Source organism: Octadecabacter sp. R77987 (genome assembly GCF_042466115.1).
Classification (GTDB): domain Bacteria; phylum Pseudomonadota; class Alphaproteobacteria; order Rhodobacterales; family Rhodobacteraceae; genus SW4.
In genome coordinates, this window is sequence record NZ_JAXHBQ010000001.1 from 633,238 (window position 1) to 657,885 (window position 24,648).

The following is a 24,648-nucleotide window of genomic DNA, read 5'->3' on the forward strand; positions in this document are numbered from 1 at the left end:
CACCGGATCGGCCAATAAACGCCACTTGGCCGGACACATCTGCGTGCGCGCTTGCCAAATGCGCGCCATGCGCCCAAGTGCGGTGCCATGACACCTGATGATATCATCGCCACCTACGCCCGCATCGCGCCACACTGGGCGCGGCTGCGCAACCGCACCCTGATGGAAAAACGCTGGTTGGACCGGATGCTGGACTTTACGCCACTGCACGGGAAACAGCGGCGAATCCTTGATCTGGGCTGCGGTTCGGGCCAGCCGATCGCCAGTTATCTGATGGAACGGGGCGCGGCTGTCACGGGTGTGGACGCCGCTGTGCCGATGGTCGATCTGTTCGCCGCCAACCTGCCCGATGCCACCGTGCATCACGACGACATGCGCGGCCTTGCGCTTGGGGTGCCCTTTGATGCGATCCTTGCGTGGGACAGCTTTTTCCACCTGTCAGCGGATGACCAACGGGCGATGTTTGCCACCTTTGCGGCCCATGCCGCCCCGCGCGCCGCGCTGATGTTCACCAGCGGCGATACGGCGGGCGAAGTCATCGGCCAGGTTGGTGAAGAACCCGTCTATCACGCCAGCCTTGCGCCGGACGACTATGAAGAATGTCTCGCAAGGCACGGATTTGATGTGATAAAACACGTCGCCAACGACCCCGCCTGCGGCGGCCACACGATTTGGCTCGCACGTTTTACAGGCCGTTACTGACGCACCAGCGGGTCAAGCGCGGCCTCGGCTGTGGCCCAGCGTTGCACGGCCAGAACGATACCTGCCACAAGGTTGGCGCGCCCTTCGGGTGTCACAAGGGCAGCACGATCCCGGTCATTGGACAAAAAGCCGACCTCGACCAGAACAGACGGAAAATCAGCCGCATTCAGGACCGCCAGCACCGCCTCGCGGCGGGGGCGTGAATTGAGGGTTGCACCGGTGTCGCCCAAGCCCGCGACCAGCGCCTGCGCCAGTCGTTCGCCCTTGGGGGCGGTTTCAATGCGGGCAAGGTCCATCAGCACGGTCGCGACTGTGTCGTCCTGCCCGCTCAGGTCCAGCCCCGCCAGCAAATCGGCGCGGTCATGACGTTCGGCCATGCGTTGCGATGCTTCGCCTTCCGCCGCGTCTGTCAGCGTGTAGATCGACGCCCCTGTTGCATCATCGGCTTCCAACGCATCTGCGTGGAGCGAGATAAACGCATCTGCCCGTGCCGCGCGGGCAATGGTGATACGTTCCTCAAGCGGCACAAAGGTGTCACTGTCGCGGGTCAGCACCACATTGATATCGCCTGCACGGGTCAGGGCCTCGGCAACCTCGCGCCCCAATTGCAGCATCAAATCAGCCTCTTGCAGCCCGTCGCGCTCGGCACCCGGATCAATGCCGCCATGGCCGGGGTCGATCACAATCGTCAGAATGCCATCGTCCTGTGGTGGTGCGGCAGCACTGGTCGGATCAGCCGCCATCAGGAATTCCCAATCAGGGTCGTTGGGCGCGCCCGCAGTTGCAGTAAAACTGTCGGCATCCGTGCCCTCAAGCGTCACCGTGATATGCGCCGTGCCGTCGGTGGCGTCCACGGCCATGCCGGCGGCGCGAACCCGCAGGGGTTCGCCCAGATCAAGCACCATGCGTGACCAACCGGGGCGCAGCGCCCCAAAGCGCAAATCGCTGACCCTATCGGCATTCAATAACGCCGCGCGGGTCGCCCCGCGCCAGTCCACCTCGCGGAAATCCAGCACAAGGCGGCGCGGATCGTCCAGCGTGAACACGCGGTAAGGCACCGGCTGGGACAGGAACAGCTCAAGTTCCACGCCGCCCCAGGTATCGCGCACCTGACTTTGCGCCACGTCCAGACGGGCAAGGCCGGAAAATTCCTGCGCGACAGCCGGAAAGGCCAGCGCAATCGCCAGCACGGGGCCGATCATTCGGGATAATAGACGCGCCTGCATGGGTGTTCTCACCTGCTTTTGCCTGTTCTTATCACGCCTGCGCCCGCCCCACCATAAAGCGTTGCAGGCGCGCCATGCCTTCGCGCATGTCGTCACTGGAACGGGCATAGGAAAACCGCAGCCAGTGGTGGCCGCGCAGCGGATCAAAATCAAGACCGGGGGTGACGGCCACGCCCGCCTGATCCAGAATTTCGCTGGCAAAGGCGCGGGCATCATCGGTGAACGCGCTGACATCCACATAGACATAAAACGCGCCGTCCGGCGGGGCAAAGCGGGTGAATCCGGCCGCACGCAGGCCCGCCATCACGATTTCGCGGTTCGCTGCATAAACGGCGAGGTTTGCATCCAGTTCCGGCGCGCAATCCATCGCCGCAAGGGCCAGTTGCTGGCTGGCGTGGGGGGCACAGATGAACATGTTCTGCGCCAGTCGCTCGACCGTGCGCACGTGATCTTCGGGCACAACCATCCAGCCCACGCGCCAGCCCGTCATGGAAAAATACTTGGAAAACGAATTGATCACGTAAACTTCGTCGGTGACTTCAAGCGCGCTGACGGCTTTGGCCTCGTATGCGATGCCGTGATAAATCTCGTCGGATATGAACGCCGCCCCGCGCGCATCGCAAGCCGCCGACAAACCCGCAATATCATCGCGCCCCAGCATCGTGCCGGACGGATTGGCGGGTGAGGCCACGATCAGCCCGTCCAGTTCATGCGCAGCCACATCCGCCCCGACAGGCTGCAAACGGTTCGCCATTACGGTGGGAATCCCCACAGGTTCCAGCGACAAGGCGCGCAGGATCTGGCGATAGGATGGATAGCATGGCTCGCCCAGACCAACGCGCGCACCTGCATCAAACAGCGCCGTAAACGCGAGCAAAAACGCACCGGATGCACCGGACGTAATCACCACACGATCAGGGTTCAGATCAACGTCATACCAATCGCCGTAATGGCGCGCGATACGGGCGCGCAGGTCCGGCATTCCCAACCCGACAGTATAGCCCAAAGGCTGCGCCGTCATTTCGGCGGTAAGCTGCGCAATCGCACCGCGGGGCGCGCCCGTGCCGGGCTGGCCCACTTCCATGTGGATAATATGACGTCCGGCGCTTTCGGCCGCGCGCGCAGCCTCCATCACATCCATCACAATAAAGGGATCGACATCCCCACGGGTTGAGTTTCGCATGCCCTGCCCCTTATCCTGCCGCTGCTGGGATTGGCCCAGTCTTGGGTTCTGTTTGCCCTGCCCCAACCGGAGGCGTCAATGCACCTTTTCCGCCTTTGGCTGGCTGCCATGGTGATCGGCTTTGCCACAGCGCAGCCCGCGCGCGCCGTGACCCTGATCCGTGACGCCGACATCGAACATGCCTTGGAACAACTGGCCGCGCCGATCCTGCGCGCCGCTGGGCTGTCGCCGGGCAACGTGCGCATCCTGATCATCGACGATCGCAGCCTCAATGCCTTTGTGATCGACGGGCGGGCGATTTTCATCCATTCGGGCCTGCTGCTGAAACTGGAAAGTGCCGGACAGTTGCAATCGGTGATCGCCCATGAAGCGGCGCATATATCCAACGGCCATATCACGCGGCGGCTGACCAACATGCGCGCCTCGCGCAATACGGCGGCCTTTGGCATGGCGCTTGCGGCGGCAGTGGCCATGTCCACAGGGCGCGGCGATGCAGCGGCAGGCGTGGCGGCAGGCATCGCCGGATCAAGCCAGCGCAATCTGTTCGCCCATACCCGCGCCGAGGAAAGTGCCGCCGATCAGTCAGGCACGCGCTATATGCTGCGCGCAGGCGCTGACCCCAATGCCGCCCTTGAAGTGCTGGAAATCTTTCGCGGCCAAGAGGCATTGTCGATCGGGCGTCAGGACCCCTATGCACGCACCCATCCGCTGACCAGTGACCGGCTGCGCGCCCTGCGCGGGTTGATCGCCGCCAATCCGGCCACGCCCGCTGATCAATCAAGCGCGAATTACTGGTTCGCGCGCGCCCAAGGCAAGCTGTCGGCCTTTACACAGAACCCAAGCTGGACCCTGCGGCGCACGGGCAATGACACCAGCGCCGTCGCGCAGATGCGCCGTGCTGTCGCCTACCACCGCCAAGCGGACGCAGGGCGCGCCATCAGCATCATGCAGGCGCTGCTGGCCGCCAACCCCAACGATGCCTTTCTGCACGAACTGTTCGGGCAAATCCTGCTGGAAAGCCGCCAAGCCGCCGCTGCCGTCAACGCCTATGGCCGCGCTGTGAACCTTGCCCCCAATGAACCGCTGATCCTTGGGGGCTATGGCCGCGCCCTGTTGGCAATGGACACCGCCGACAGCACGCGCCGGGCCGTCGCGGCCTTGCAGCGCGCCCGTGATCGCGACCCGCTGGACGGGCGAATCCTGCGCGATCTGGGTCAGGCCTATGCGCGTGCGGGCCAGAATGGCCTTGCCTCGCTTGCCACGGCGGAACGCTATGCCCTTGCAGGCCGGATGGATGACGCCGCCCTGCACGCAACCCGTGCGGCAGATCAACTCGCCCGTGGCTCTGCCCCTTGGCAGCGCGCGCAGGATGTGATCAGTGCTGCCCAAACCCGATAACCGGAGACTTGTCTTGAAAAACGTCCTCAGCGCCCTTGCCATTTGCCTTGCCACCAGCACCGCCGCCTTTGACATGGAGGCGATGACCGACGCCGAACGCCAGACGTTCCGCGATGAAATCCGCGCCTATCTGCTGGACAACCCCGAAGTGCTGATGGAAGCCATCGGCGTGCTGGAAGCGCGCGAGCAGCAGGCGCAGGTCGCCAATGACGTGGAACTTGCCCGGACCAATCTGGATGCGCTGCACAATGACGGGCATTCGCTGGTCTGGGGCAACCCCGAAGGCGATATCACCATGGTTGAGTTCATGGATTACCGCTGTGGCTTTTGCCGCCGCGCCCATCCCGAAATCGCCGAACTGATTGAAACCGATGGCAATATCCGCATCATCACCAAGGAATATCCGATCCTTGGGGAACAATCCGTTGTCGCCGCGCGCTTTGCCGTAGCCACCAAGATTGTCGCCGGCGATGAGGCCTACAAAAACATCTCGGACGCGCTGATGACCATGCGCGCCGATGTGAGCGAGGACAGCCTGACCCGTCTGGCCGAAACATTCGCGCTTGATACGGACGCGATCATCGCCACCATGTCCAGCGACGAAGTCACCACTGTTCTTGAAGAAAACCGCCTGCTGGGCCAACGGATGAACATCAGCGGCACGCCAACCTTTGTCGTCGAGGACCAGATGCTGCGCGGCTACCTGCCGCTGGACCAGATGCAGCAGATCGTCGCGCAAATCCGCGACGAAGGGTAATGCCCGTATGACAACGGGCCGATCCGCGCTAGTTTGTTACTAAGCAAACAGCAGGAGGCCCAGATGATCACACGCAGACACGTTTTGAAAACCGGCGCCGCCCTTGGCGTCACAACCGTCCTGCCATTTCAAACCCGTGCTGCCGGACACGGCGGTGACATGTTTGAAACGGCCAACGGCCAGATCGGTATTCACCCGCTTGAACATGCGTCGTTCGTGATCACCGCACCGACGCAGACGATTTGTGTTGATCCGGTCGCCGCGACCCTGAAATACATGCCGTTTCCCCAGCCGGACCTGATCCTTGTGACCCATGAACACGGCGATCATTACCAACAGGCCATCATCGACGGCATTTCAACAGACGACACCCGCCTTGTGACCAATCCGGCGGTCCATGCGATGCTTCCCGGTGATGTCCAGACCCGCGCCACGGCGGTCGCCAACGGCGAACAGACCACGTTCCAGGACATCGCAATCGACGCGATCCCGGCCTATAACACCACGCCTGAACGGATGAACTTTCACCCGCAAGGCCGTGATAACGGCTATGTTTTGACGATCGACGGCTTTCGAATCTACATTTCCGGCGATACCGAGGACATCCCCGAAATGCGCGCGTTGCAAGATATTGATCTGGCCTTCGTCTGCATGAACCTGCCATTTACGATGGACGCATCCGCCGCCGCTGATGCGGTGCGCGCATTTGCCCCCACCTATGTCTATCCCTACCACTATCGCGGGCGCGACAACGGCACACAGGATCCGGCCGAATTTGCAGAGATGGTCGGCGATGCAGCACAGGTCAAAATGGGCGGCTGGTACTAATCGGGAAGTGCGGGAAAGTGCAGCACCACCGTCGTCCCCGCCCCTTCGCGAGAGGTCAGATCAAGCCGCCCGCCTGATTGTTCGACAAACCCCTTGGCCATCGACAGCCCCAGCCCCGATCCTTTGCCAACCGGTTTCGTGGTAAAGAATGGCTCGAACACATGGGCCATGTCGGCGCTGCTGATCCCGGTGCCATGGTCCTGCACCGTCAGGGTCACAGTTGGCACATCAAGCGCATCTGTGGTTTGCGCGAAAAAATGGACGATCCCGCCATCGGGCAAGGCATCGCGCGCATTCAAAACAAGGTTCAGCAAGACAGATTGCAGCTTGCCAACATCCACATTGATCTGCGCAAGGCCATCGGTGTGGCCGCGGGCCAACTGATGCCTTTCGCCCAAAAGGCGCATCACGAGGGGTGAAATGCCTTCGCATATCTCGCTGACAGTGGCTGGCCGCACGCTTAGGTTGGATCTGCGCGAAAACGCCAGCAGTTGGCTGGTCAGGTCGGCGCCGCGTTGGGCCGCGGCCTCGGCCTCTTGCAACAATGCCTCGTGTTCCACCGGATCAGTGACATGACGGCGCAACTCGAGGTTCCCCAGAACAACGGTCAGCAAGTTGTTGAAATCATGGGCAACCCCACCCGTCAGCTGACCAATGGCGCGCTGTTTGTCCGCCGCGCGCTGGCCTTCGCGTGCGGCATCAAAACCTTTGCGGAACCGTCCGATCTCCAGGGTGCAGGACACCGTGTAGATGCACAGGGCCACCAAAGTTGTCGCGATAACCGCCACCTCGGCCATGTTGGCATTGCGACTGACCTCGACCCAGATCATCACGACCACCGCGATGCAAAGCGCCCAAAGATCGGTTGAAAACAACGTGGGCTCGCGCGCCCGCTGCGAAATGGTGTTCAGCGAAAGCGAAAAGAACAACGCCAGCCCGACAAACTGCGCACCCCTGTCAGGATGGGCAAACATGTAGATGCTGATCGACACCAGGGCCGCATGGGTCAGCGTGCCAAACACCACGACCGACACGAACCGCCACAGGCCCACTCGTGCCGGCAGGCGCCCCGTATAAAAGACCTGCACGGCAAAGCTCAGCTCGTAGCAAAGAATGATCACCATCAGCGATAGATCACCCATCAGCCAGCTGGCAATCGCCCCCGACACGACAAGTATCGGAATGCGGAACCGCACTTCGGGATTGCTGAAACTGTCGACGCGTTTGATCGCCGTCAGGTCAAAGGGCAGGTCCGCGTCAGGGCGATTGAGGGGAACCTGCACCGTCACGAAATCAGGTCAGGGCCGTTTCATCAGCGGCGTCAATCTCGGCCGCGCGTTTTTCAACTTGTTCAACAATGTGTTCGACCATCTGGTCGTTATCCAGCTTGTGGCTTTGCTTCCCCGCGAGATACACCATTCCAGACCCTGCACCGCCACCTGTAAAACCAACATCCGTCATCAGCGCCTCGCCGGGGCCGTTGACGACACAACCGATGATGCTCAGGCTCATCGGTGTTTTGATATGTTCTAGACGTTTTTCCAGTTTTTCAACTGTTTTGATCACATCAAAGCCCTGACGGGCGCAGGACGGGCAGGAAATGATGTTCACGCCGCGATGGCGCAGGCCCAGTGATTTCAGGATTTCAAAGCCGACTTTGACTTCTTCGACCGGATCGGCGGACAGGCTGACGCGGATCGTGTCGCCAATCCCCATCCACAACAGATTGCCAAGGCCGATCGCCGATTTGATTGTGCCGCTGACCAGCCCGCCCGCTTCGGTTATCCCGAGATGGATCGGCGCATCGGTCGCTTCGGCCAGTTGTTGATAGGCGGCGGCCGACATGAACACATCGGACGCCTTCACGCTGATCTTGAAGTTGTGGAAATCGTTGTCTTGCAGGATACGGATATGTTCCAGCCCGCTTTCGACCATCGCATCAGGACAAGGTTCGCCATATTTTTCAAGCAGGTGGCGTTCAAGGCTGCCAGCATTGACCCCAATGCGGATAGAGCAATTGTGATCGCGCGCGGCCTGAATGACCTCTTTCACGCGGCTTTCGTCACCGATGTTGCCGGGGTTGATACGCAGGCAGGCCGCACCCGCCTGCGCCGCCTCGATCCCGCGTTTATAATGGAAATGGATGTCGGCGACGATCGGCACGGGGCTTTCAGCGCAAATCTCCTTCAACGCCTTGCTGCTGGCCTCGTCGGGCACGGAAACCCGCACAATATCGGCCCCTGCCTCGGCCGCCGCCTGCACCTGCGCAATCGTGCCCGCCACGTCCGTTGTCAGCGTGTTGGTCATGGTCTGCACCGCAATCGGGGCATCGCCGCCAACAGGCACATTCCCCACCATGATCTGGCGGCTTTTGCGGCGGTAGATATTGCGCCACGGGCGGATGTGGTTCAGGGACATTGCGCGGCCTTTGACTGTTTGCAGCCCACTACCTAAGGCGCAACCGCGCGATGGGCAACGGGGCGCGACACTTGGCCGTTACTGGGCGATTTGGACTTGGGCCACGTTCACGACAGTGGCCAGATCGTTGTCGGCGCTGATATCCGCAACCGCATAGGTTTCGGTCAGGCTATCGACCGACAGGGCGACATTGGAACTGACCGATCCGCGCGGGCCAACGGGGCCATAATGCGTGCCATTCATCGCGAAATAGACGGCGCCGCTTTCGCCAATGCGCAGGGTCGCTGGATCTTCGGTTTGTGGCACATCATAGGTGTCACCGGCGTTCATGATCGATTCAAAGATCACCGTGCCATCAGCGGCCCGCACCCGCACCCACGCGGGGCGCACCGCAACCAGTTGCACACCGGGGGCGGCCTCTTCGGTGACTTGGACACCTGCGGTCACGACCCCTTCGGGGCCGATGTCACGCGGGTCGGCACCAGCCACGAGTGTTTCGCTGTCCACATCGGCAAAGGTTCCAATCGAGGACGGGTCAAGTGATGCAATCGGTGCATCACGCGATTCCATCACAGGCACATCCAGTGCCTGGGGGCGATACAAGCGATCCAGCGCATCCGCAGATGGCAGCGCAATATCGGCAACCTGATCCATCGGTGCGGCAATTGACGGGCCTTCGTCGCCGCCGGCACCGGCCAGCGGATCAACTTCGGCAATCACGACGGGCGCGTTTTCGACGGGGGCCAGTTGCACGCGCTGCACTTCCTGCAGCACCGAATAGCCGCCATAGCCCAAGCCACCGATCAGCGCCACAAGCACTAGCACGGACCCGATAGCACCCGGTTCAATGCGGGAAAACATCGCCTCGCCCGCCGGAATGAACGGGGTGGCTGGCGCGGCGAAAATGTCCTTTTCGGCGCGGTTCAAGCGGTCTTCGCGGGTGGGTTTGACGGATGACGCATCCGCCGACATGCCGTGCGCCGTGGCAAAGCCGCTTTCGCCGCAGAACGTGTCAAACGCCCAGTCGGGATCCATGTTCAGGTAACGGGCGTAGGAGCGCACATATCCGGCGATGAAACCGGGTGTGTCGAATGCCGTTGGGTCAGCGTTTTCAATGGCGGCGATATAGGCTGCCTTGATTTTCAGCTCGCGCTGCACGTCCAGCAGGGATTTCCCCATGGTCGCGCGTTCGCCGCGCATCAGGTCGCCAAGCCGCAAGTCAAAGGCGTCAAATCCTTTGGATTCAACTTCTTCAATCGCTTTATTGCGTCTGAAGCCTCTGCGGATCATGCGCCGGTCCCGTTCCAATCTGCCCCATTCGTTGCAGAATCGAATCGACTGGATTCTGCGACTTATTGACCATTCTTAACATAGCCTTAGTCTTTGTGCACCTGCAGAAGACTCTTTAGCCTGCAAGCTCGGCGCGATTCAGCGCACAATGCGACCAAAGACCGTCCAGCGCTGTAACCAGTGCATCCAGCTCGCGCGGGCCATGCACGGGGCTTGGCGTAAAGCGCAGACGTTCGGTGCCGCGCGGCACCGTGGGGAAGTTGATCGGCTGCACGTAAATCCCGTGCATTTCCAACAACATATCCGACAATTTCTTGGTATGGATCGGGTCGCCCACGATCAAAGGAACGATGTGGCTGCCGTGATCAATGATCGGCAGGCCCAGCCCCTTGAGGCGCATTTTCAGCACCTTTGCCTGTTGCTGATGCTGGTCGCGCAACCCCTGATCCTGCTTGAGGTGCGCCACTGACGCTGCGGCACCTGCCGCCACAGCGGGCGGCAAGGACGTGGTGAATATGAACCCCGGCGCGTAGGAGCGCACCGCATCGGCCATCTTTGCGCTGGTGGCGATATAGCCGCCCATCACGCCAAAAGCCTTGCCCAGGGTGCCGTTGATGATGTCGATCCGGTCGGACAAACCATCGCGTTCGGCCACACCGCCACCGCGCGGACCATACATGCCAACGGCGTGCACTTCGTCCAGATAGGTCAGCGCGCCGTATTCATCGGCGATGTCACAGATTTCGGCAATCGGGCCAAAGTCGCCATCCATCGAATAGATCGATTCAAAGGCGATCAGCTTGGGCACTTCGGGCGGCAGCGCGGCCAGTTGCGCGCGCAGATCGTCCAGATCGTTATGTTTGAAAATCCGCTTGGCCCCGCCGTTGCGGCGAATCCCTTCGATCATTGACGCGTGGTTCAGGCTGTCAGACAGGATCACAAGCCCCGGAAACAGGCGCGGCAGGGTCGAAAGCGTGGCGTCATTGGCGATATAGGCGCTGGTGAACAACAGCGCGGCCTCCTTGCCATGCAGGTCGGCCAGCTCGCCCTCAAGGCGTTTGTGATAGACGGTCGTGCCGGAAATGTTGCGGGTGCCACCTGATCCCGCACCTGTGGCGTCAAGTGCTTCGTGCATGGCCGCCAGCACCTTGGGGTGCTGCCCCATCCCCAGATAATCATTGCCGCACCAGACGGTGATCGGCTGCTCGCTGCCATCGGCCTTGCGCCAGATCGCGTGGGGAAACTGGCCATTTTGGCGTTCGATATCAATGAACGTGCGATAACGCCCTTCCAGATGAAGGCGGGCGATGGCAGCATCAAGTTGCGCGTCAAAATCCAAGGTCGTTTCCAATTCTTGCAGCACGCGCGACAGGTGCCGCGCAGATTGGTCCTGTGGGTGATATAGAATCCTGCCCTGTCGGGCAACACGTTACAAATTGCCGCTCCTTGGAGGGCCTACCTTTCATAGGAAGGACAGCCCCCGACCGCGGGTGGGGGTGAAGCCCCCGCCCATGGGGGCGGTCGGGGGCTGTCCGGCGGTGCCGGACAAGTCAAACGCAACCCGCAACACTGGACACGCCACCGCCATACGATAGGGTCGCGCCAAACCCAAACTGCCGGAGGCACCCCATGTCCCTAACCCCCGTACTGTCGCGCATCGACGCCGATCTTGACGCCGCCCTTGACCGCCTGATGGATTTCCTGCGCCTGCAATCCATCAGCACCGATCCGGCCTTCAAGGCAGACGTGGACAAGGCCGCCGACTGGCTCGTGGCCGACCTGCAATCGCTGGGCGTGGATGTGACCAAACACAAGACGCCGGGGCACCCGATGGTCGTCGGCCACCTTGACGGTGACGGGCCGCACCTGCTGTTTTATGGCCATTACGATGTGCAACCTGTTGATCCGCTTGACCTTTGGGATACGCCACCGTTCGAGCCGCAAATCGCCGACACGCCCAATGGCAAAGTCATCCGCGGGCGCGGCGCATCCGATGACAAGGGCCAGTTGATGACCTTTGTCGAGGCCTGCCGCGCGTGGAAGGCCGTGCATGGCACCCTGCCCTGCAAGCTGACCTTCCTGTTCGAGGGCGAGGAAGAATCCGGCTCGCCTTCGCTGATCCCCTTCATGGAGGCGCACAAAGACGAACTTACCTGCGATCTGGCGCTGATCTGCGACACCAGCATGGTCGCCGCCGGTGTGCCATCCATTGCCAGCCAGTTGCGCGGGATGCTCAAGGACGAATTCACCCTGCACGGCCCCGCGATGGACCTGCATTCGGGCCATTACGGCGGCCCCGCCGTGAACCCGCTGCGCGAAATCAGCCGGATTATCGCCAGTTTCCACGATGATACGGGCCGCGTGACGGTGGACGGGTTCTATGAGGGCGTGATCGAGATTGGCGACAACCTGAAGCGCCAGTGGCAAAACAGCGGCTTTGACGAGGCCGATTATCTGGCCAATGCCGGCCTGACCCAAGCCAGCGGCGAGGCGGGATATTCCACGCTGGAACAACAATGGGCACGCCCCACATTGGAAATCAACGGGCTGTGGGGCGGTTATCAGGGGGCTGGATCAAAAACCGTGATTCCGGCGCAGGCCCATTGCAAGATCACCTGCCGCCTTGTGGGCGACATGGACCCGGACAAACTGCGTGACAAGGTACGCGCCCATGTGAGCGGCCAATTGCGCCCCGACACCCGCGTCACATGGGACAACGATCTGGAAGGATCAAAGGCCGCCGTGATGAACACCGACCGCCCCGAATTCGAGGCCGCCCGCCAGGCGCTGTCGGATGAATGGAACCGCGAGGCCGTGTTCAGCGGCATGGGCGGGTCGATCCCGATTGCCGGATTCTTCAAGGATATCCTTGGCATGGACGCGATGCTGGTCGGCTATGCCCAAGAGGACGACCGCATTCACAGCCCGAACGAAAAGTATGATTTGCAAAGTTTCCACAAGGGCATCCGCAGCTGGGCGCGCATTCTGGACGCCCTGGCGTGATCAAGCGGGCTCTGAACTGGGCGTTCTGGGGCATCGGCACGCTGGTGGCGCTGGTGGCGCTAAGCTGGCCGGTGTTCATGCCCGACCGCGCGGCGCGTGGATTGTGGGCAACGGACGGTTACGGGTTGGTGCTCGATATCGGGCCGTTCGGGCTGAATGTCTATGAGGTGAACAGCGCCACATGCCTGCTGTATCTGTCCGGTCCGGCCCATTCGCTTGCGCTGCGCGCGCTGGCGGACGCGGATTTCAGCGCCAATGACGGCGTGCTGACAATTAACGTGCAAGGCACCATCAATCCGATCACCGCCACGCCCATCGCCGCCCTGCCCGATCATTGCGGCACCACCCCGCAACCGGGCACCCCGCGCGAAAACTTTGACGCGCTTTGGACGGTCATGAACGAAAACTACGCCTTCTTTGACCTGCACGGGGTCGACTGGGCCGCGCGCTATGACCAGTTCGCGCCGCAGTTCACCGACGATCTGGACCTTGCTGCGACATTTGATCTGATGACGCAGGTGCTGTCGCCGTTGGACGACGGGCATACCTATATCATATCGCAATCGCTGTCGCGCGGGTTCAGCCCTGCAACCCACGTGGATTGGGCCGAGGAGCGCAGCGAATTTCTGGACGTTGCGCGCGCGCGCGGATTGAACAGCGTTGAAAACACCGGGCTGGAATATGCCATTCTGGAGGGCAATATCGGCTATGTCCTGATCCGGCATATGGGCGCGAACCCGGGGCTGCTGGGATCCGAGGACGGGCTGGCAGGTGACGGCTTTGCCGAGGTCGCTTTGGCTTTGGAAAACACCGATGCCATCGTGATTGACGCGCGCCTGAACCCCGGCGGGTCAGATGGTGTGGGCCTTGCCTACGGCGCATTTTTCGCGACCGAACCGGTGCTGTGCTGCACCAAGGTCACGCGCACCGCCAGTGGATACAGCGACCCGTTCACCATCACCGTGACACCTGCGGGGCCGCGCGCCCTGACCCAGCCTGTGATCCTGCTGACCAGCGGTTATACCGCCAGTGCCGCCGAAATTTTCACCATGGCGATGCGGGAATTGCCGCAGGTCACGGTTGTGGGCGAACCGACCGCAGGCGGGCATTCCGACATCATGGAAGCGCAGCTACCCAACGGATTCGTGCTTGGCTTTTCGCACCAGCGTTATTTCGCGGCCGACGGGAGCCTGTTTGAACGGGTCGGCGTGCCGCCTGATGTGGTGTCGCCGTTCAATGTGGCGGCCATGCTTGCGGGCGATGATCCGCAACTGGATGCCGTGCTGACGGACCTGCGCAACTAGGCCTTCACTGCCGCGCGCGCCACCTTGGCCAGCAGCAACAGCCACGGCGCGGCGTGCATCAGGAAATCAAAGATGTCGACGGGCCGGCTAAGCGTGCCCGCGAACAACATCTTCAGCTTTTCCCAGATATGCGGTTCGGGAAAGAACGGCGCAAGACCAAGGGTAAGTGCGGCGAGGATCGCAAGGTTCCACGGGATCTGATCTAGGAAATGCATGGTCTGCCCTTTCGTTTCCCATGACATAAGGGCAGTGGCACGGATAATCCATGCCGAAATTGGAATATGTTGTCGCATGCTCTAAACCCCAGCACGGAATCAAGCCGCAGGCGCCGTGCATCGACAGGCCGCCCCGCCGGGCTGGCGATGCACGGTGCGTGTCGCAATCCATGTAACACCATCAATCAAAGGAAAAGTGGCGCGGTTGACGGGGCTCGAACCCGCGACCTCCGGCGTGACAGGCCGGCACTCTAACCAGCTGAGCTACAACCGCGCATCACGCATCGGACATGTCAGGGGGCAGTGTGGCGCGGTTGACGGGGCTCGAACCCGCGACCTCCGGCGTGACAGGCCGGCACTCTAACCAACTGAGCTACAACCGCTCACTGCCCGCCCAAGGGTGTCCTCAAGCGTGACCTGCCTTCTAGGATGCACCTTGCACCCCGTCAAGCGCGAAGCGCACCAAAACATCGGCATTTTTCTTAGCCCGTCACCACAGCCCCTGACCCACATTTCATTGAGTGCAAAAAACCTTTGAATTGCAGCACGTTCTGCGCCATCTTGCATGTTGTCGCACGACAAATGCCACCCTGGGGAGGGTCACGAATGACGATATCTCGTCGGACATTTCTGTCCGCAAGCGCTGCCGCCATGACAGTCGCGGCCGGCCCCGTGCGCGCCACGCCCCTGATTGCCCTGCCTGATGATATCGTCGAGCGGGACGCGGCAACGATTACCGCGATCCGCACGCCCTCGCAGGTGGTGGCCATGACATTCGATGACGGGCCACACCCCAGCCTGACGCCGCGCCTGCTTGATATGCTGGCCGCGCGCAACCTGCGCGCAACCTTCTACCTGATCGGCAACCGTGTGGTGCAATACCCCGATATCGCCCGCCGTATCGCCGCCGAAGGCCACGAAATCGGCAATCACAGCTGGTCGCACCCGTTTCTGGACGGATATTCCGACAGCGCGGTGATGCGCGAGATTGATCGCACGACAGACGCCATCTATCAGGTCACAGGCCGCCCGCCCGTGACCTTTCGCCCGCCCTACGGCGCATTCAACCGCCGCCAGCGCCTGATGCTGCATGCCGCGCGGTCCCTGCCGACGGTGCTATGGTCGGTCGATCCGCAGGACTGGCGCCGCCCCGGCGCCAATGTGGTGGCCGATCGTATCCTTGGGCATTCGCATTCAGGGTCAATCATCCTGAGCCATGACATCCACCGTGGCACGATCGACGCGATGCCCCGCACGCTGGACGGGCTGACGCGGCGTGGCCTGCATTTTGCGACCATGTCACAGATGCTGGGCTGGCCCACATGGCAAAGCCGCAATTTCCGCCGTGTGGTGCAAGCCTCGGGTTAAGAGCGGCGTTCTGGCAGCGGGATATGTTCCTGATTATCGCCCGCGGGCAGTTGAAAGCGCCCGTTCGCCCAATCACCGGCGCGCCATGCTTCCTTGGCCGCATCGATCTTGTCGCGGCTTGAGGCCACGAAATTCCACCAGATATGGCGCGGCCCGTTCAAGGTGGCCCCGCCCAGCAACATGATCCGCGCGCCCTGATCGCCCGCACGCAGGCTGACCTGATCACCGGGGCGAAACACCATCATCCGCCCCGCGTCAAACCGCTGGCCGGCAACATCAACCGCGCCTTCCAGCACATAGGCACCGCGATCTTCGTGGTTGTCGGGCAGCGGGATCGCCGCGCCCGCCGCAAGGGTCGCATCCAGATAGAACATCTCGGACGGGGTTTGGACGGGCGCGGTTTCGCCGTAAGCCGTGCCAAGGATCAGGCGCACTTCCTTGCCCTCGCCCTCCAGCACCGGCAGATCGGCCGCAGACGCATGGATAAAGGTGGCCGGATCATCCTCGCGCTCCTCTGGCAGGGCGATCCAGCTTTGGATGCCAAACAGGCTGGCGGGCCGGTCATCATCATCCATCCGTTCGGAATGCGTGATCCCGTGGCCTGCCATCATCAGGTTGACAGCGCCGGGGGTGATCCACTGGTCGGTGCCCAGGCTGTCACGGTGATGAATGCGCCCCTGATGCAGGTAAGTGACCGTGGCCAGCCCGATATGCGGGTGCGGGCGCACATCTATCCCCTGTCCCGTCAGAAATTCCGCCGGTCCCATCTGATCGAAAAAGATGAACGGGCCAACCATCTGGCGCTTGGGTGCTGGCAAGGCACGGCGCACCTCGAATCCACCCAGATCACGGGCGCGTGGCACGATCACGGTGTCGATTGCGTCGACGGCGTCGCCCGTGGGGCAATCGGGATCAAGGGCGGGGTTCCAAGACATGCGCGTTCCTCCTGTTGCATCACGATATAGCGCATCGGGCGTGCGCACCAAGAGGCGCGGATGGAGGGGTGATGTGCAGGGATGCACAGCGGGTGGAATAAGTGGCGCTTGAACTGAGGGTTGCGCGAACGCGTTTCCAAAGTGAAACGCTGCCTCGCGCTCCACAAATTTGCTTTGCAAATTGGTGGGTGGTGGGTCGTGAGAGGCTCGAACTCCCGACATCTTCGGTGTAAACGAAGCGCTCTACCAACTGAGCTAACGACCCGTTGCGCCCTCTTAGCGCGGTCTTTTCAGGGCTGCAAGCCCTGCTGGCCAAGGGTTGTGTGTTCGCCGTTTGCCAGACGAAAGATCACCCCTTGCCCGCCGGGCAATTCATCAAGCCTTTCAATGCCATAGCCCATCGCAGCCGTGCGCAGCACACGCGATGTGATGCCATGGGTGACGACAATTGTCGGCGCTGTCACTGTGCGCAGGAAATCCTGTGCGCGGGTCCACATCGCATCGAACCCGTCCCCGCCCGGCGCCATGGCATAGAAATCCAGAAAATGGTCGACCGCGCGCGCGGCCGGCCACTTTTCTTCGATCTGCGCACGGGTCAGCCCGCCCCATTCCCCGACTGAAATTTCACGCAACCGGGCGTCAACCGTCACCTGACCAACAAATGCCTTGGCCACCAGATCGGCCGTTATGCGTGCACGGCCTTGCGGGCTGGAAATCACCGCGTGACTGTCTGCCGTCACCCCTGCGGCCGCCAGCATCCGGCCCATCGCAACAGCCTGCGCACGCCCCTTTGCGGTCAGCGGCGAATCCAGCACACCTTGCATGCGATGCTCGGCGTTCCATTCGGTTTCGCCGTGGCGTAGGATATAAAGCTCGGGCAGGTCCATCACTCACTCGCAAAAAAAGGCGCACCCTTTCAGATGCGCCTGGGAATTCTGGTGGGTGATAAGAGATTTGAACGCCTGACCTAGCGTGGCTTGCGCAGCAAACGCGCGTTTGGTCAGGCTCTCTACACCCTGCGACGGCCCCCGCTGGGCAGGCGCGCGAAAACTGGTGGGTGATAAGAGATTTGAACTCCTGACATCTTCGATGTGAACGAAGCGCTCTACCACTGAGCTAATCACCCGATGGCGGGCGTTCTAGCCCTACTCGGCAGCCTCTGCAAGAGGGTCATTGGTGGCGACGGTTTCGGCGTTCTGGCGCACCTTGACGATCATCATCTTGCCGTTGGGAAGATTCTTTTCGCGGTTCACTTTCAGTTTGCCCAAAGGATGCGCGATCATTTCCTCGCCCTGCGACAGGCTGCGGCCAAGAACGGCCAGCATTGCCTCGACCACGGGTTTGACGTCCTTTTTCTTCATGCCTGATTCCAGCACGACGCGGTCGATCAGTTCCTTCTTGCGCACGGTCGGGCCTGCCACGACGGGCGTGGCCGATGCCACAACCGTAGGTGTCGGCGCGGGCGCGGGTGCCGGCGTTGCCTTGATCGCCGCGGCCTTTGGCTTGGCAGCGGTTGTCTTTGCCTTGGACGTGGTGGCTTTCGCCGCCGTTTTGGTGGTCTTTTTTGCGGTCGTGCTCTTTTTGGCAGTTGTGGTCTTGCGGGTTGCCATGGTGGCCTCCAAGTGTTTCGACTATGGAAACAATAGCCTGTCACAACTGGCTTGGATACCGTGTTCACGTGTCAAATTGCCCAGTGTTGCATTTTCCAGTGACCGCCCGCTTGACCCCCCTGAATTTCGTTCCTAGCGTCAGTGCTGCAAAAACCTGGGGAGGGATAAATGCGCAAACTAACGATCATCAGCGCCATCGCGCTGTGTGTTGCAACATCTGCACAGGCGGGCGGCATGTCCGACCCGATCATGGAAATGGACAGTGGCGATATCGCGGCCACGACCACCGGATCGTCATCGCCCGACATGATCATCCCGCTGATTTTCGTGGCCTTTGTGGCGCTGGCCAAGTCCTGAACATGAAAAAGGGCGCCCGCGCGGGCGCCCTTTTGCGTTGTCCAGGGATCAGCCCTTAGTGGGCCACAGCCCCTGCCCCGTCATCGCTTGATTTCAATGCGGCGGCGGCGGCGGCCTCATCCTCGGCCTCTTGATCCCATTCGATCGCTTCGGGCTGACGGACCAGCGCGTGTTCCAGCACCTGCGACACGTGGCTGACCGGAATGATCGTCATCCCGTCTTTGACGTTGTCTGGGATATCCACGAGGTCCTTTTCGTTTTCCTGCGGGATCAGCACCGTCTTGATACCGCCGCGCAGGGCCGCGAGAAGTTTTTCCTTCAATCCGCCAATCGGCATGGCATTGCCGCGCAGTGACACCTCGCCGGTCATGGCGATATCCTTGCGCACGGGGATCTGCGTCAGCACCGACACGATAGATGTGACCATGGCCAGACCGGCACTGGGGCCGTCTTTGGGCGTTGCGCCATCGGGGACGTGCACGTGGATATCCAGCTTGTCGAATTTCGGCGGTTTCACCCCGATTTTCGGGCTGATGGAGCGCACATAGCTGCTGGCCGCGTCGATGGATTCCTTCATCACATCGCCCAGCTTGCCGGTGGTCTTCATCCGCCCCTTGCCCGGCAGGCGCAGCGCTTCGATATTGAGCAACTCACCCCCGACCGAGGTATAGGCCAGCCCCGTCACGACACCGATCTGATCTGTCTCTTCGGCCAGACCAAAGCGGAACTTCTTGACGCCAAGGAAATCGTCCAGATTGTCAGCGGTGACGACAACCTTTTCGGCCTCTTTCTTGACCAGCTTGGTCACGGCCTTGCGGGAAACCTTGGCGATTTCGCGCTCAAGGTTGCGCACACCGGCCTCGCGGGTATAGGTGCGCACCATTTCGCGCAGGGCATCGTCCGACAGTTCAAACTCGCGCGGCTTCAGCCCGTGGTTTTTCATCTGCTTTGACAGCAGGTGCTGCTTGGCGATCTCGACCTTTTCATCCTCGGTGTAGCCTGCCAGCGGAATGATCTCCATCCGGTCCAGCAAAGGCCCGGGATATTCGGTAGGAGTTCGCGGTGGTCAGGAACATCACGTTGGACAGATCATATTCCACCTCAAGGTAGTGATCGGCAAAGGTGGCGTTCTGTTCAGGGTCCAGCACTTCCAGCATGGCAGATGCGGGATCGCCCCGGAAATCCTGCCCCATCTTGTCGATTTCATCAAGCAGGATCAAGGGGTTGGTTGTTTTCGCCTTTTTCAGCGCCTGAATGATCTTGCCGGGCATGGACCCGATATAGGTGCGGCGGTGGCCGCGGATTTCGCTCTCGTCGCGCACACCACCAAGGCTGATGCGGATGAACTCGCGCCCCGTCGCCTTGGCGACCGATTTGCCAAGGCTGGTTTTACCCACACCGGGCGGGCCGACAAGGCACATGATCGGGCCTTTCAGCTTTTTGGAGCGTTGCTGCACCGCCAGATATTCGACGATGCGTTCCTTGACCTTTTCCAGCCCGTAGTGATCGGCGTCAAGAATTGCCTCGGCGCGGCCCAGATCTTTTTTGGTGCGCGATTTCACGCCCCATGGGATCGACAGCATCCAGTCCAGATAGTTGCGCACCACGGTGGCCTCGGCCGACATGGGTGACATGTTTTTCAGCTTTTTCAGCTCGGCCTCGGCCTTATCGCGGGCTTCCTTGGAAAACTTGGTCGCGGCGATCTTGTTCTCTAGCTCGGCAATCTCGCCCTCGCCCTCCTCGCCGTCACCCAACTCCTTCTGGATCGCCTTCATCTGTTCGTTCAGATAGTATTCGCGCTGGGTGCGCTCCATCTGCGATTTGACGCGGGTCTTGATCTTTTTCTCGACCTGCAGGACGGACATTTCGCCCTGCATCAGGCCGAACACCTTTTCCAGACGATCGGACACAGAAAGGGTTTCCAGCAGGTCCTGCTTTTGGCCCACTTCAATGCCCAGATGCCCTGCAACCAGATCGGCCAGCTTGGCCGGTTCGCTGGCTTCACCCACCGCGGCCAAAGCTTCCTCGGGGATGTTCTTTTTGACTTTGGAATAACGCTCGAACTCATTGGCGACCGAGCGGACCAGCGCCGCTGTGACGTCCTCGTCACCGGGCATTTCGGTCAGGTATTCCGCACTCGCCTCAAAGAAATTCGGGTTGTCGATATACTGGGTGATGCGCACGCGGCTGATGCCTTCGACCAGCACCTTGACGGTGCCATCGGGCAGTTTCAGCAGTTGAAGCACATTGGCCAGCACACCGGCCTTGTAGATGCCGTCACTTGCCGGATCATCGACACCGGGGTCGATCTGGCTGGACAGCAGGATTTGCTTGTCGTCCTGCATCACTTCTTCCAAAGCGCGGACAGACTTTTCACGGCCCACGAACAGCGGGACGATCATATGCGGAAACACCACGATATCGCGCAATGGCAATACGGGGTAGGACGCGCTGAGGGGCTCTTGCATGCTCTTATCCTTTTCTTGGCAAGACGTGATACCCCGCCAGGCGGCAACATCACGTCTCCTCTCTGGTTACTAGATGTGGGGGTATGCCCCATCGTTTCAACCATCAAGGCGCTTTTTATGCTGGGGGCCAGAGTGCCTATTGCACGGGGCCAGCGCAAGGCGCGATCACGGCATTTGTGGGAATAATTGGAACAATTTGCCGCGACGCGCCGTGTGCACATACAGGCGCTGCAACCATGCCGCTTGCCTCTAACTTCCTTAAAATGCTAAATATTTTGGATACATCTCGGGGGAGATTCGTAATGCCTGGTATCGAGGCCTTTTTGGCCCTGCTCGCTGTACTTTTTGGACTTAGTGGTTTGTTCACCTCCGAGACGGATGAAGAACCAGACGATGGCGGCGAAGACCCGATCAGCTAACGGGTGCTGACCAGACCTTATGGCGCGCCTTTCCATCATCCTCACGTTTTATGACGAAACAGCCTTTGTCGACATGGCAATCGGGTCGGTTCTGGCGCAGCCAATCGACGATCTGGAGTTGATCATCGTCAATGACAATCCCGACAGCTTTAGCGCGGACTACTTTGATGGCCTGAACCTGCCCGACACCGCTCAGGTGCTGCATCACCCTGAAAACAAGGGGTTGTCGGCGGCACGCAATACTGGGCTTGCGGCGGCCACGGCCCCATTGGTCGGGTTTCTGGATGGCGACGATTACTATGTCACCGACGGGTTGGCGCAGCAGTTGCAAATGGCCGAAAACAGCGGTGCCGATATCACCCATGCACCCTGCTACATCAGCCGCCCCGGTAGCCCAGAACTGGAAATTCTGCGCCGCGACAGGCTGTTGTTCAACGCGCCCAATATCGGCGCCGGTCTGCTGCATTTCGAGGAATCGCAATTCATCACATCGTCATGGGCCAGCCTGTATCGGCGCGATTTCCTCGACGCATTCAACCTGCGCTTTGACGAGGACCAACCGAAATTCGAGGACCGCTTGTTCGTGCTGCACACCGTCACGGCCGCGCGCAAGATCGCAACCCTTGGCATCCCTGCCCGCGTCTGGCGCCAGCGCGCCGGATCCATTTCCGTCACGCGCGCCGATCCGGTCATCCATCGCCTGCAACTGCAACTGATCGAAAAGTGCCTCACCCACATCCGCGCCGAAGTCGACGCCAAACGCCTGCCCCCGCGCTTTGAAAAACGCGAGCTGTTCAACACCGTCAGCCGCTTGATCTGGGACATGGATATCATCGACCCGATCGTCGCGGGGGCCGATCCGGCCTACGCCGAGTTTGCCGACCGGATCATGCGCCTGTTGGGCCACGAGAGCTTTGGCCACGCCATTTTCGACGACCCCGTGCTAACCTATGTTTCACGCGTCGGCATGCGCACGCGCCTGGGGTTCATCAGCCGCACCTTGTTCTTTGATCTGCACAAGGCCCTGCGCATTGGCGACTTTGCCGCCGCCCAAACGATGCTGAAAAACGCACGTGCAATCAAAGCACCCAAGCGCGCCAAACCGCCCGCCCCAGTGAATGCCGATGTGATCGTGCATTTCGGCATGCACAAGACCGGATCAACCTATTTGCAGCACCATCTGGTGCATTACCGCAAGACATTGTTACAAAATGGAATTCTGTTCCCGCACACTGGGATGCAGCCGGATCAGACCAACACGATCCGCCAAGGCGGATTGCCCGGTCACTTTGGCCTTGTGACCGGCCTGCGCGAAGCGGGGAAACACAATGTCTGGGCGAACCTGCGCCGCGAAGTGAACAAAAGCAACGCGCAAACCGTTGTTATTTCGTGTGAAAACATGCTGTTCCCGCTCAGCGGGGACCGCGACACGCTTTTGCCATTGCTGATGGAGCATCTGGGCATGTTCCGATCCATCCGTGCGGTCGCCTTCGTGCGCCGGCCCGATGTTTACGTCGAAGCGCTTTATAAGGAAATCGTCGCCAACGGGCGGCGCATGGGCAGCCGTTCCCTGCAGGAATTCATGGTGGATCACGGCGCACCGCTGACCGACCTGCCCGCCCTGTTCGCGCCGATCGAGGCCGCGACCGGACAGCCCGTGGCCTTTTGCGATTTCGACACGGCCGTGGGGGCAAACAGCCTGTGGCTGGACTTTGTGAACCTGTGCGGGTTGCCGCGCGACATGGCCGTCCTACCGGATGTTCCCCGCTATCCATCCGCCGGCCGCAACGGAACCGAAGCGGCACGTATCGTCAACACCCTGATCGACGACGAAGTGCAGCGCCAAAGGGTGCTGCGCGACCTGTTCATCGCGCTGCCACCCGAACCGGACGCGCAGACGATCCTGTCGCCATCCGAACGGCTGGCCCTGATTGACCAATTTAAGGGGGCATCGGCAAGCTTTGCCGCCGCGCGGGGCTATGCGCCCGATTTCGGAAAAATGCGCAAATCCGTGCCAAAACGCTGGAAACCGCCTGCAGGCATGGACACCCAAACGCTGAACGCCCTGCGTCAGTCGCGCCTGCGCGCCGAACGTCCGCCCGAACCGGCGCCATCACGGCGCAAACCGCGTAGCAACACAGACCCGACACTTGTGACACTGCGGATCAAACCGCGCCCATGGGTCATGCGGATGCTGAACTGGCGCCCGTTTCGCTAGGGCATCTTGCGCTTGACGGTGTTTTCGCTGGGCTTGCGCAATTGCACCCATTAGGCTGGCGCAATCCGCACGAAAGGGTTCACCGCCATGTCCATGCTCGCCCTGATCCTGATCGCGATGATCGCACTGTTGCACGCGTATATCTGCTGGTTTGAAATGTTCGCTTGGGAAAGCCGTGGACCACGGGTTTTTGCATCATTCCCCAAAGACCTGTTCGCCCCCACCAAGGCGATGGCGGCGAATCAAGGGCTGTATAACGGGTTTCTGGCGGCAGGGCTGGTCTGGTCCCTGCTGATTTCAGACGCCATATGGGCGCGAAACGTCGCGCTTTTCTTCCTGATCTGCGTTGCCGTGGCAGGCATCTACGGCGCAGCAACCGTATCGCGCCGCATCGCATATGTGCAGACGGTTCCTGCGGTTTTGGCCATCGCAGCGGTGTTCATTGGCTAAAACAACCCGTTGTCGTGTGCTGACCCATCAGTGATCACCTGAAGCACATCCCAGTGCTCGACGATCTTGCCCAGTTCATCAAAGCGAAAGATGTCCATCCCTGCGTAATCGTCACTTCCGGGCCAGATCTGGTGGCAGTGCAGCACCACAAGATCACCCTCGGCAATCGCCCGTTTGAAATGGGTGATCTTGCCGGGGTATTCGGCTGCCATGCGTTCAAAATAAGTGATAAACGCCTCTTTCCCGTCGGCCACATGCGGGTTGTGCTGGATGTAGTCGTCACCCACGTAGCGGGCAATGGCCTCGCGCGGCTGGCACTGATTGAACATCAAATCATAAAACGCGATTGCATTGGCTTTGTTCGCATCAAGGTCTTGGGTCATGTCGCCCTCCGTGAATGTGGTGCGGTGACCATAAGGCAGCGCACGGGGCGTGGCAAAAGCCCCCGATCTGCCCGATTTCCATCAAGTTACCGACACATGCCCGTGGGAAAACACGC

General features: G+C 60.8%; 21 protein-coding genes, 4 tRNA genes and 1 pseudogene. 10 read left to right on the forward strand and 16 right to left on the reverse strand.

What is annotated here, in order from left to right; translation table 11 throughout:
* Window positions 1–87: 87 nt before the first annotated feature.
* Window positions 88–702 (forward strand): class I SAM-dependent methyltransferase, encoded by a 615-nt coding sequence (locus SJY21_RS03155; protein WP_377506077.1) that lies wholly within the window; start codon window positions 88–90, stop codon window positions 700–702.
* Here the strand turns inward: SJY21_RS03155 and SJY21_RS03160 are convergent.
* Together SJY21_RS03160 and SJY21_RS03165 are read right to left on the reverse strand one after the other, a co-directional pair.
* The gene (locus SJY21_RS03160; protein WP_377506079.1) at window positions 696–1,928 is read right to left on the reverse strand and encodes an N-acetylmuramoyl-L-alanine amidase; all 1,233 of its coding nucleotides are present in this window, start codon (window positions 1,926–1,928) and stop codon (window positions 696–698) included. The two genes, SJY21_RS03155 and SJY21_RS03160, sit on opposite strands and share 7 nt — an antisense overlap.
* Before the next feature lie 31 nt (window positions 1,929–1,959).
* Complete coding sequence (locus SJY21_RS03165; protein ID WP_377506082.1) at window positions 1,960–3,111, reverse strand: pyridoxal phosphate-dependent aminotransferase; 1,152 nt, start codon at window positions 3,109–3,111, stop codon at window positions 1,960–1,962.
* Window positions 3,112–3,189: 78 nt separating this feature from the next.
* Between SJY21_RS03165 and SJY21_RS03170 the strand changes: the two genes are divergently transcribed.
* The 3 genes from SJY21_RS03170 to SJY21_RS03180 all read left to right on the forward strand — a co-directional run bounded on the left by SJY21_RS03170 (window position 3,190) and on the right by SJY21_RS03180 (window position 6,094).
* Window positions 3,190–4,509, forward strand: a complete 1,320-nt coding sequence (locus tag SJY21_RS03170; protein WP_377506085.1) for a M48 family metalloprotease — start codon at window positions 3,190–3,192, stop codon at window positions 4,507–4,509.
* 13 nt (window positions 4,510–4,522) lie between these two features.
* Window positions 4,523–5,266, forward strand: coding sequence for a DsbA family protein (locus tag SJY21_RS03175; RefSeq protein ID WP_377506088.1), 744 nt, complete (start codon window positions 4,523–4,525; stop codon window positions 5,264–5,266).
* Window positions 5,267–5,329: 63 nt separating this feature from the next.
* Window positions 5,330–6,094 carry an MBL fold metallo-hydrolase gene (locus SJY21_RS03180; protein ID WP_377506091.1) on the forward strand — a complete coding sequence of 255 codons (765 nt, stop codon included), beginning with the start codon at window positions 5,330–5,332 and terminating at the stop codon, window positions 6,092–6,094.
* Here the strand turns inward: SJY21_RS03180 and SJY21_RS03185 are convergent.
* The 4 genes from SJY21_RS03185 to hemA form a co-directional block, all read right to left on the reverse strand.
* Window positions 6,091–7,383, reverse strand: a complete 1,293-nt coding sequence (locus SJY21_RS03185; RefSeq protein ID WP_377506094.1) for a sensor histidine kinase — start codon at window positions 7,381–7,383, stop codon at window positions 6,091–6,093. The two genes, SJY21_RS03180 and SJY21_RS03185, sit on opposite strands and share 4 nt — an antisense overlap.
* A gap of 4 nt (window positions 7,384–7,387) precedes the next feature.
* On the reverse strand, window positions 7,388–8,512 hold the full coding sequence (gene ispG / locus SJY21_RS03190; protein ID WP_377506097.1) for a flavodoxin-dependent (E)-4-hydroxy-3-methylbut-2-enyl-diphosphate synthase: 1,125 nt from the start codon (window positions 8,510–8,512) through the stop codon (window positions 7,388–7,390).
* 78 nt (window positions 8,513–8,590) lie between these two features.
* Complete coding sequence (locus SJY21_RS03195) at window positions 8,591–9,802, reverse strand: helix-turn-helix domain-containing protein (RefSeq protein ID WP_377506100.1); 1,212 nt, start codon at window positions 9,800–9,802, stop codon at window positions 8,591–8,593.
* A 115-nt stretch (window positions 9,803–9,917) separates the two neighbouring features.
* Entirely contained in the window at window positions 9,918–11,141 is a 1,224-nt protein-coding gene (gene hemA / locus SJY21_RS03200; protein WP_377506103.1) for a 5-aminolevulinate synthase, read from the reverse strand.
* A gap of 290 nt (window positions 11,142–11,431) precedes the next feature.
* Between hemA and SJY21_RS03205 the strand changes: the two genes are divergently transcribed.
* On the forward strand, window positions 11,432–12,805 hold the full coding sequence (locus SJY21_RS03205) for a dipeptidase (protein ID WP_377506106.1): 1,374 nt from the start codon (window positions 11,432–11,434) through the stop codon (window positions 12,803–12,805).
* On the forward strand, window positions 12,802–14,109 hold the full coding sequence (locus tag SJY21_RS03210; protein ID WP_377506109.1) for a S41 family peptidase: 1,308 nt from the start codon (window positions 12,802–12,804) through the stop codon (window positions 14,107–14,109). The genes SJY21_RS03205 and SJY21_RS03210 overlap by 4 nt, the downstream gene beginning before the upstream one ends.
* Here SJY21_RS03210 and SJY21_RS03215 read toward each other — a convergent pair.
* From SJY21_RS03215 to SJY21_RS03225, 3 genes are all read right to left on the reverse strand, one after another.
* On the reverse strand, window positions 14,106–14,324 hold the full coding sequence (locus SJY21_RS03215) for an RND transporter (protein ID WP_377506112.1): 219 nt from the start codon (window positions 14,322–14,324) through the stop codon (window positions 14,106–14,108). The two genes, SJY21_RS03210 and SJY21_RS03215, sit on opposite strands and share 4 nt — an antisense overlap.
* Window positions 14,325–14,521: 197 nt before the next feature.
* Window positions 14,522–14,598, reverse strand: a tRNA-Asp gene (locus SJY21_RS03220).
* A 32-nt stretch (window positions 14,599–14,630) separates the two neighbouring features.
* Window positions 14,631–14,707: transfer RNA gene (locus SJY21_RS03225), tRNA-Asp, on the reverse strand.
* 223 nt (window positions 14,708–14,930) lie between these two features.
* Here SJY21_RS03225 and SJY21_RS03230 point away from each other — a divergent pair.
* Window positions 14,931–15,692, forward strand: coding sequence for a polysaccharide deacetylase family protein (locus SJY21_RS03230; RefSeq protein WP_377506115.1), 762 nt, complete (start codon window positions 14,931–14,933; stop codon window positions 15,690–15,692).
* On the opposite strand, the gene SJY21_RS03235 is transcribed toward SJY21_RS03230, so the two are convergent.
* From SJY21_RS03235 to SJY21_RS03255, 5 genes are all read right to left on the reverse strand, one after another.
* Window positions 15,689–16,627 (reverse strand): pirin family protein, encoded by a 939-nt coding sequence (locus tag SJY21_RS03235; protein WP_377506118.1) that lies wholly within the window; start codon window positions 16,625–16,627, stop codon window positions 15,689–15,691. The two genes, SJY21_RS03230 and SJY21_RS03235, sit on opposite strands and share 4 nt — an antisense overlap.
* Window positions 16,628–16,816: 189 nt before the next feature.
* Window positions 16,817–16,892, reverse strand: a tRNA-Val gene (locus SJY21_RS03240).
* A 25-nt stretch (window positions 16,893–16,917) separates the two neighbouring features.
* Window positions 16,918–17,514, reverse strand: a complete 597-nt coding sequence (locus tag SJY21_RS03245) for a histidine phosphatase family protein (protein WP_377506121.1) — start codon at window positions 17,512–17,514, stop codon at window positions 16,918–16,920.
* Window positions 17,515–17,678: 164 nt separating this feature from the next.
* Window positions 17,679–17,753, reverse strand: a tRNA-Val gene (locus SJY21_RS03250).
* Window positions 17,754–17,772: 19 nt separating this feature from the next.
* Entirely contained in the window at window positions 17,773–18,237 is a 465-nt protein-coding gene (locus SJY21_RS03255) for an HU family DNA-binding protein (RefSeq protein WP_377506124.1), read from the reverse strand.
* Window positions 18,238–18,405: 168 nt separating this feature from the next.
* On the opposite strand from SJY21_RS03255, the gene SJY21_RS03260 reads away from it, so the two are divergent.
* A complete protein-coding gene (locus SJY21_RS03260; protein WP_377506127.1) occupies window positions 18,406–18,594 on the forward strand; it encodes a hypothetical protein in 189 nt (62 codons plus the stop codon).
* A gap of 55 nt (window positions 18,595–18,649) precedes the next feature.
* Here SJY21_RS03260 and lon read toward each other — a convergent pair.
* A pseudogene (gene lon, locus SJY21_RS03265) lies at window positions 18,650–21,062 on the reverse strand (endopeptidase La).
* Between the two features lie 438 nt (window positions 21,063–21,500).
* Between lon and SJY21_RS03270 the strand changes: the two are divergent.
* Window positions 21,501–23,699 carry a glycosyltransferase family 2 protein gene (locus SJY21_RS03270; RefSeq protein ID WP_377506130.1) on the forward strand — a complete coding sequence of 733 codons (2,199 nt, stop codon included), beginning with the start codon at window positions 21,501–21,503 and terminating at the stop codon, window positions 23,697–23,699.
* An 87-nt stretch (window positions 23,700–23,786) separates the two neighbouring features.
* Complete coding sequence (locus tag SJY21_RS03275) at window positions 23,787–24,149, forward strand: DUF1304 domain-containing protein (protein ID WP_377506133.1); 363 nt, start codon at window positions 23,787–23,789, stop codon at window positions 24,147–24,149.
* Here SJY21_RS03275 and SJY21_RS03280 read toward each other — a convergent pair.
* Complete coding sequence (locus tag SJY21_RS03280; RefSeq protein WP_377506136.1) at window positions 24,146–24,532, reverse strand: ester cyclase; 387 nt, start codon at window positions 24,530–24,532, stop codon at window positions 24,146–24,148. The two genes, SJY21_RS03275 and SJY21_RS03280, sit on opposite strands and share 4 nt — an antisense overlap.
* Window positions 24,533–24,648 lie beyond the last annotated feature (116 nt).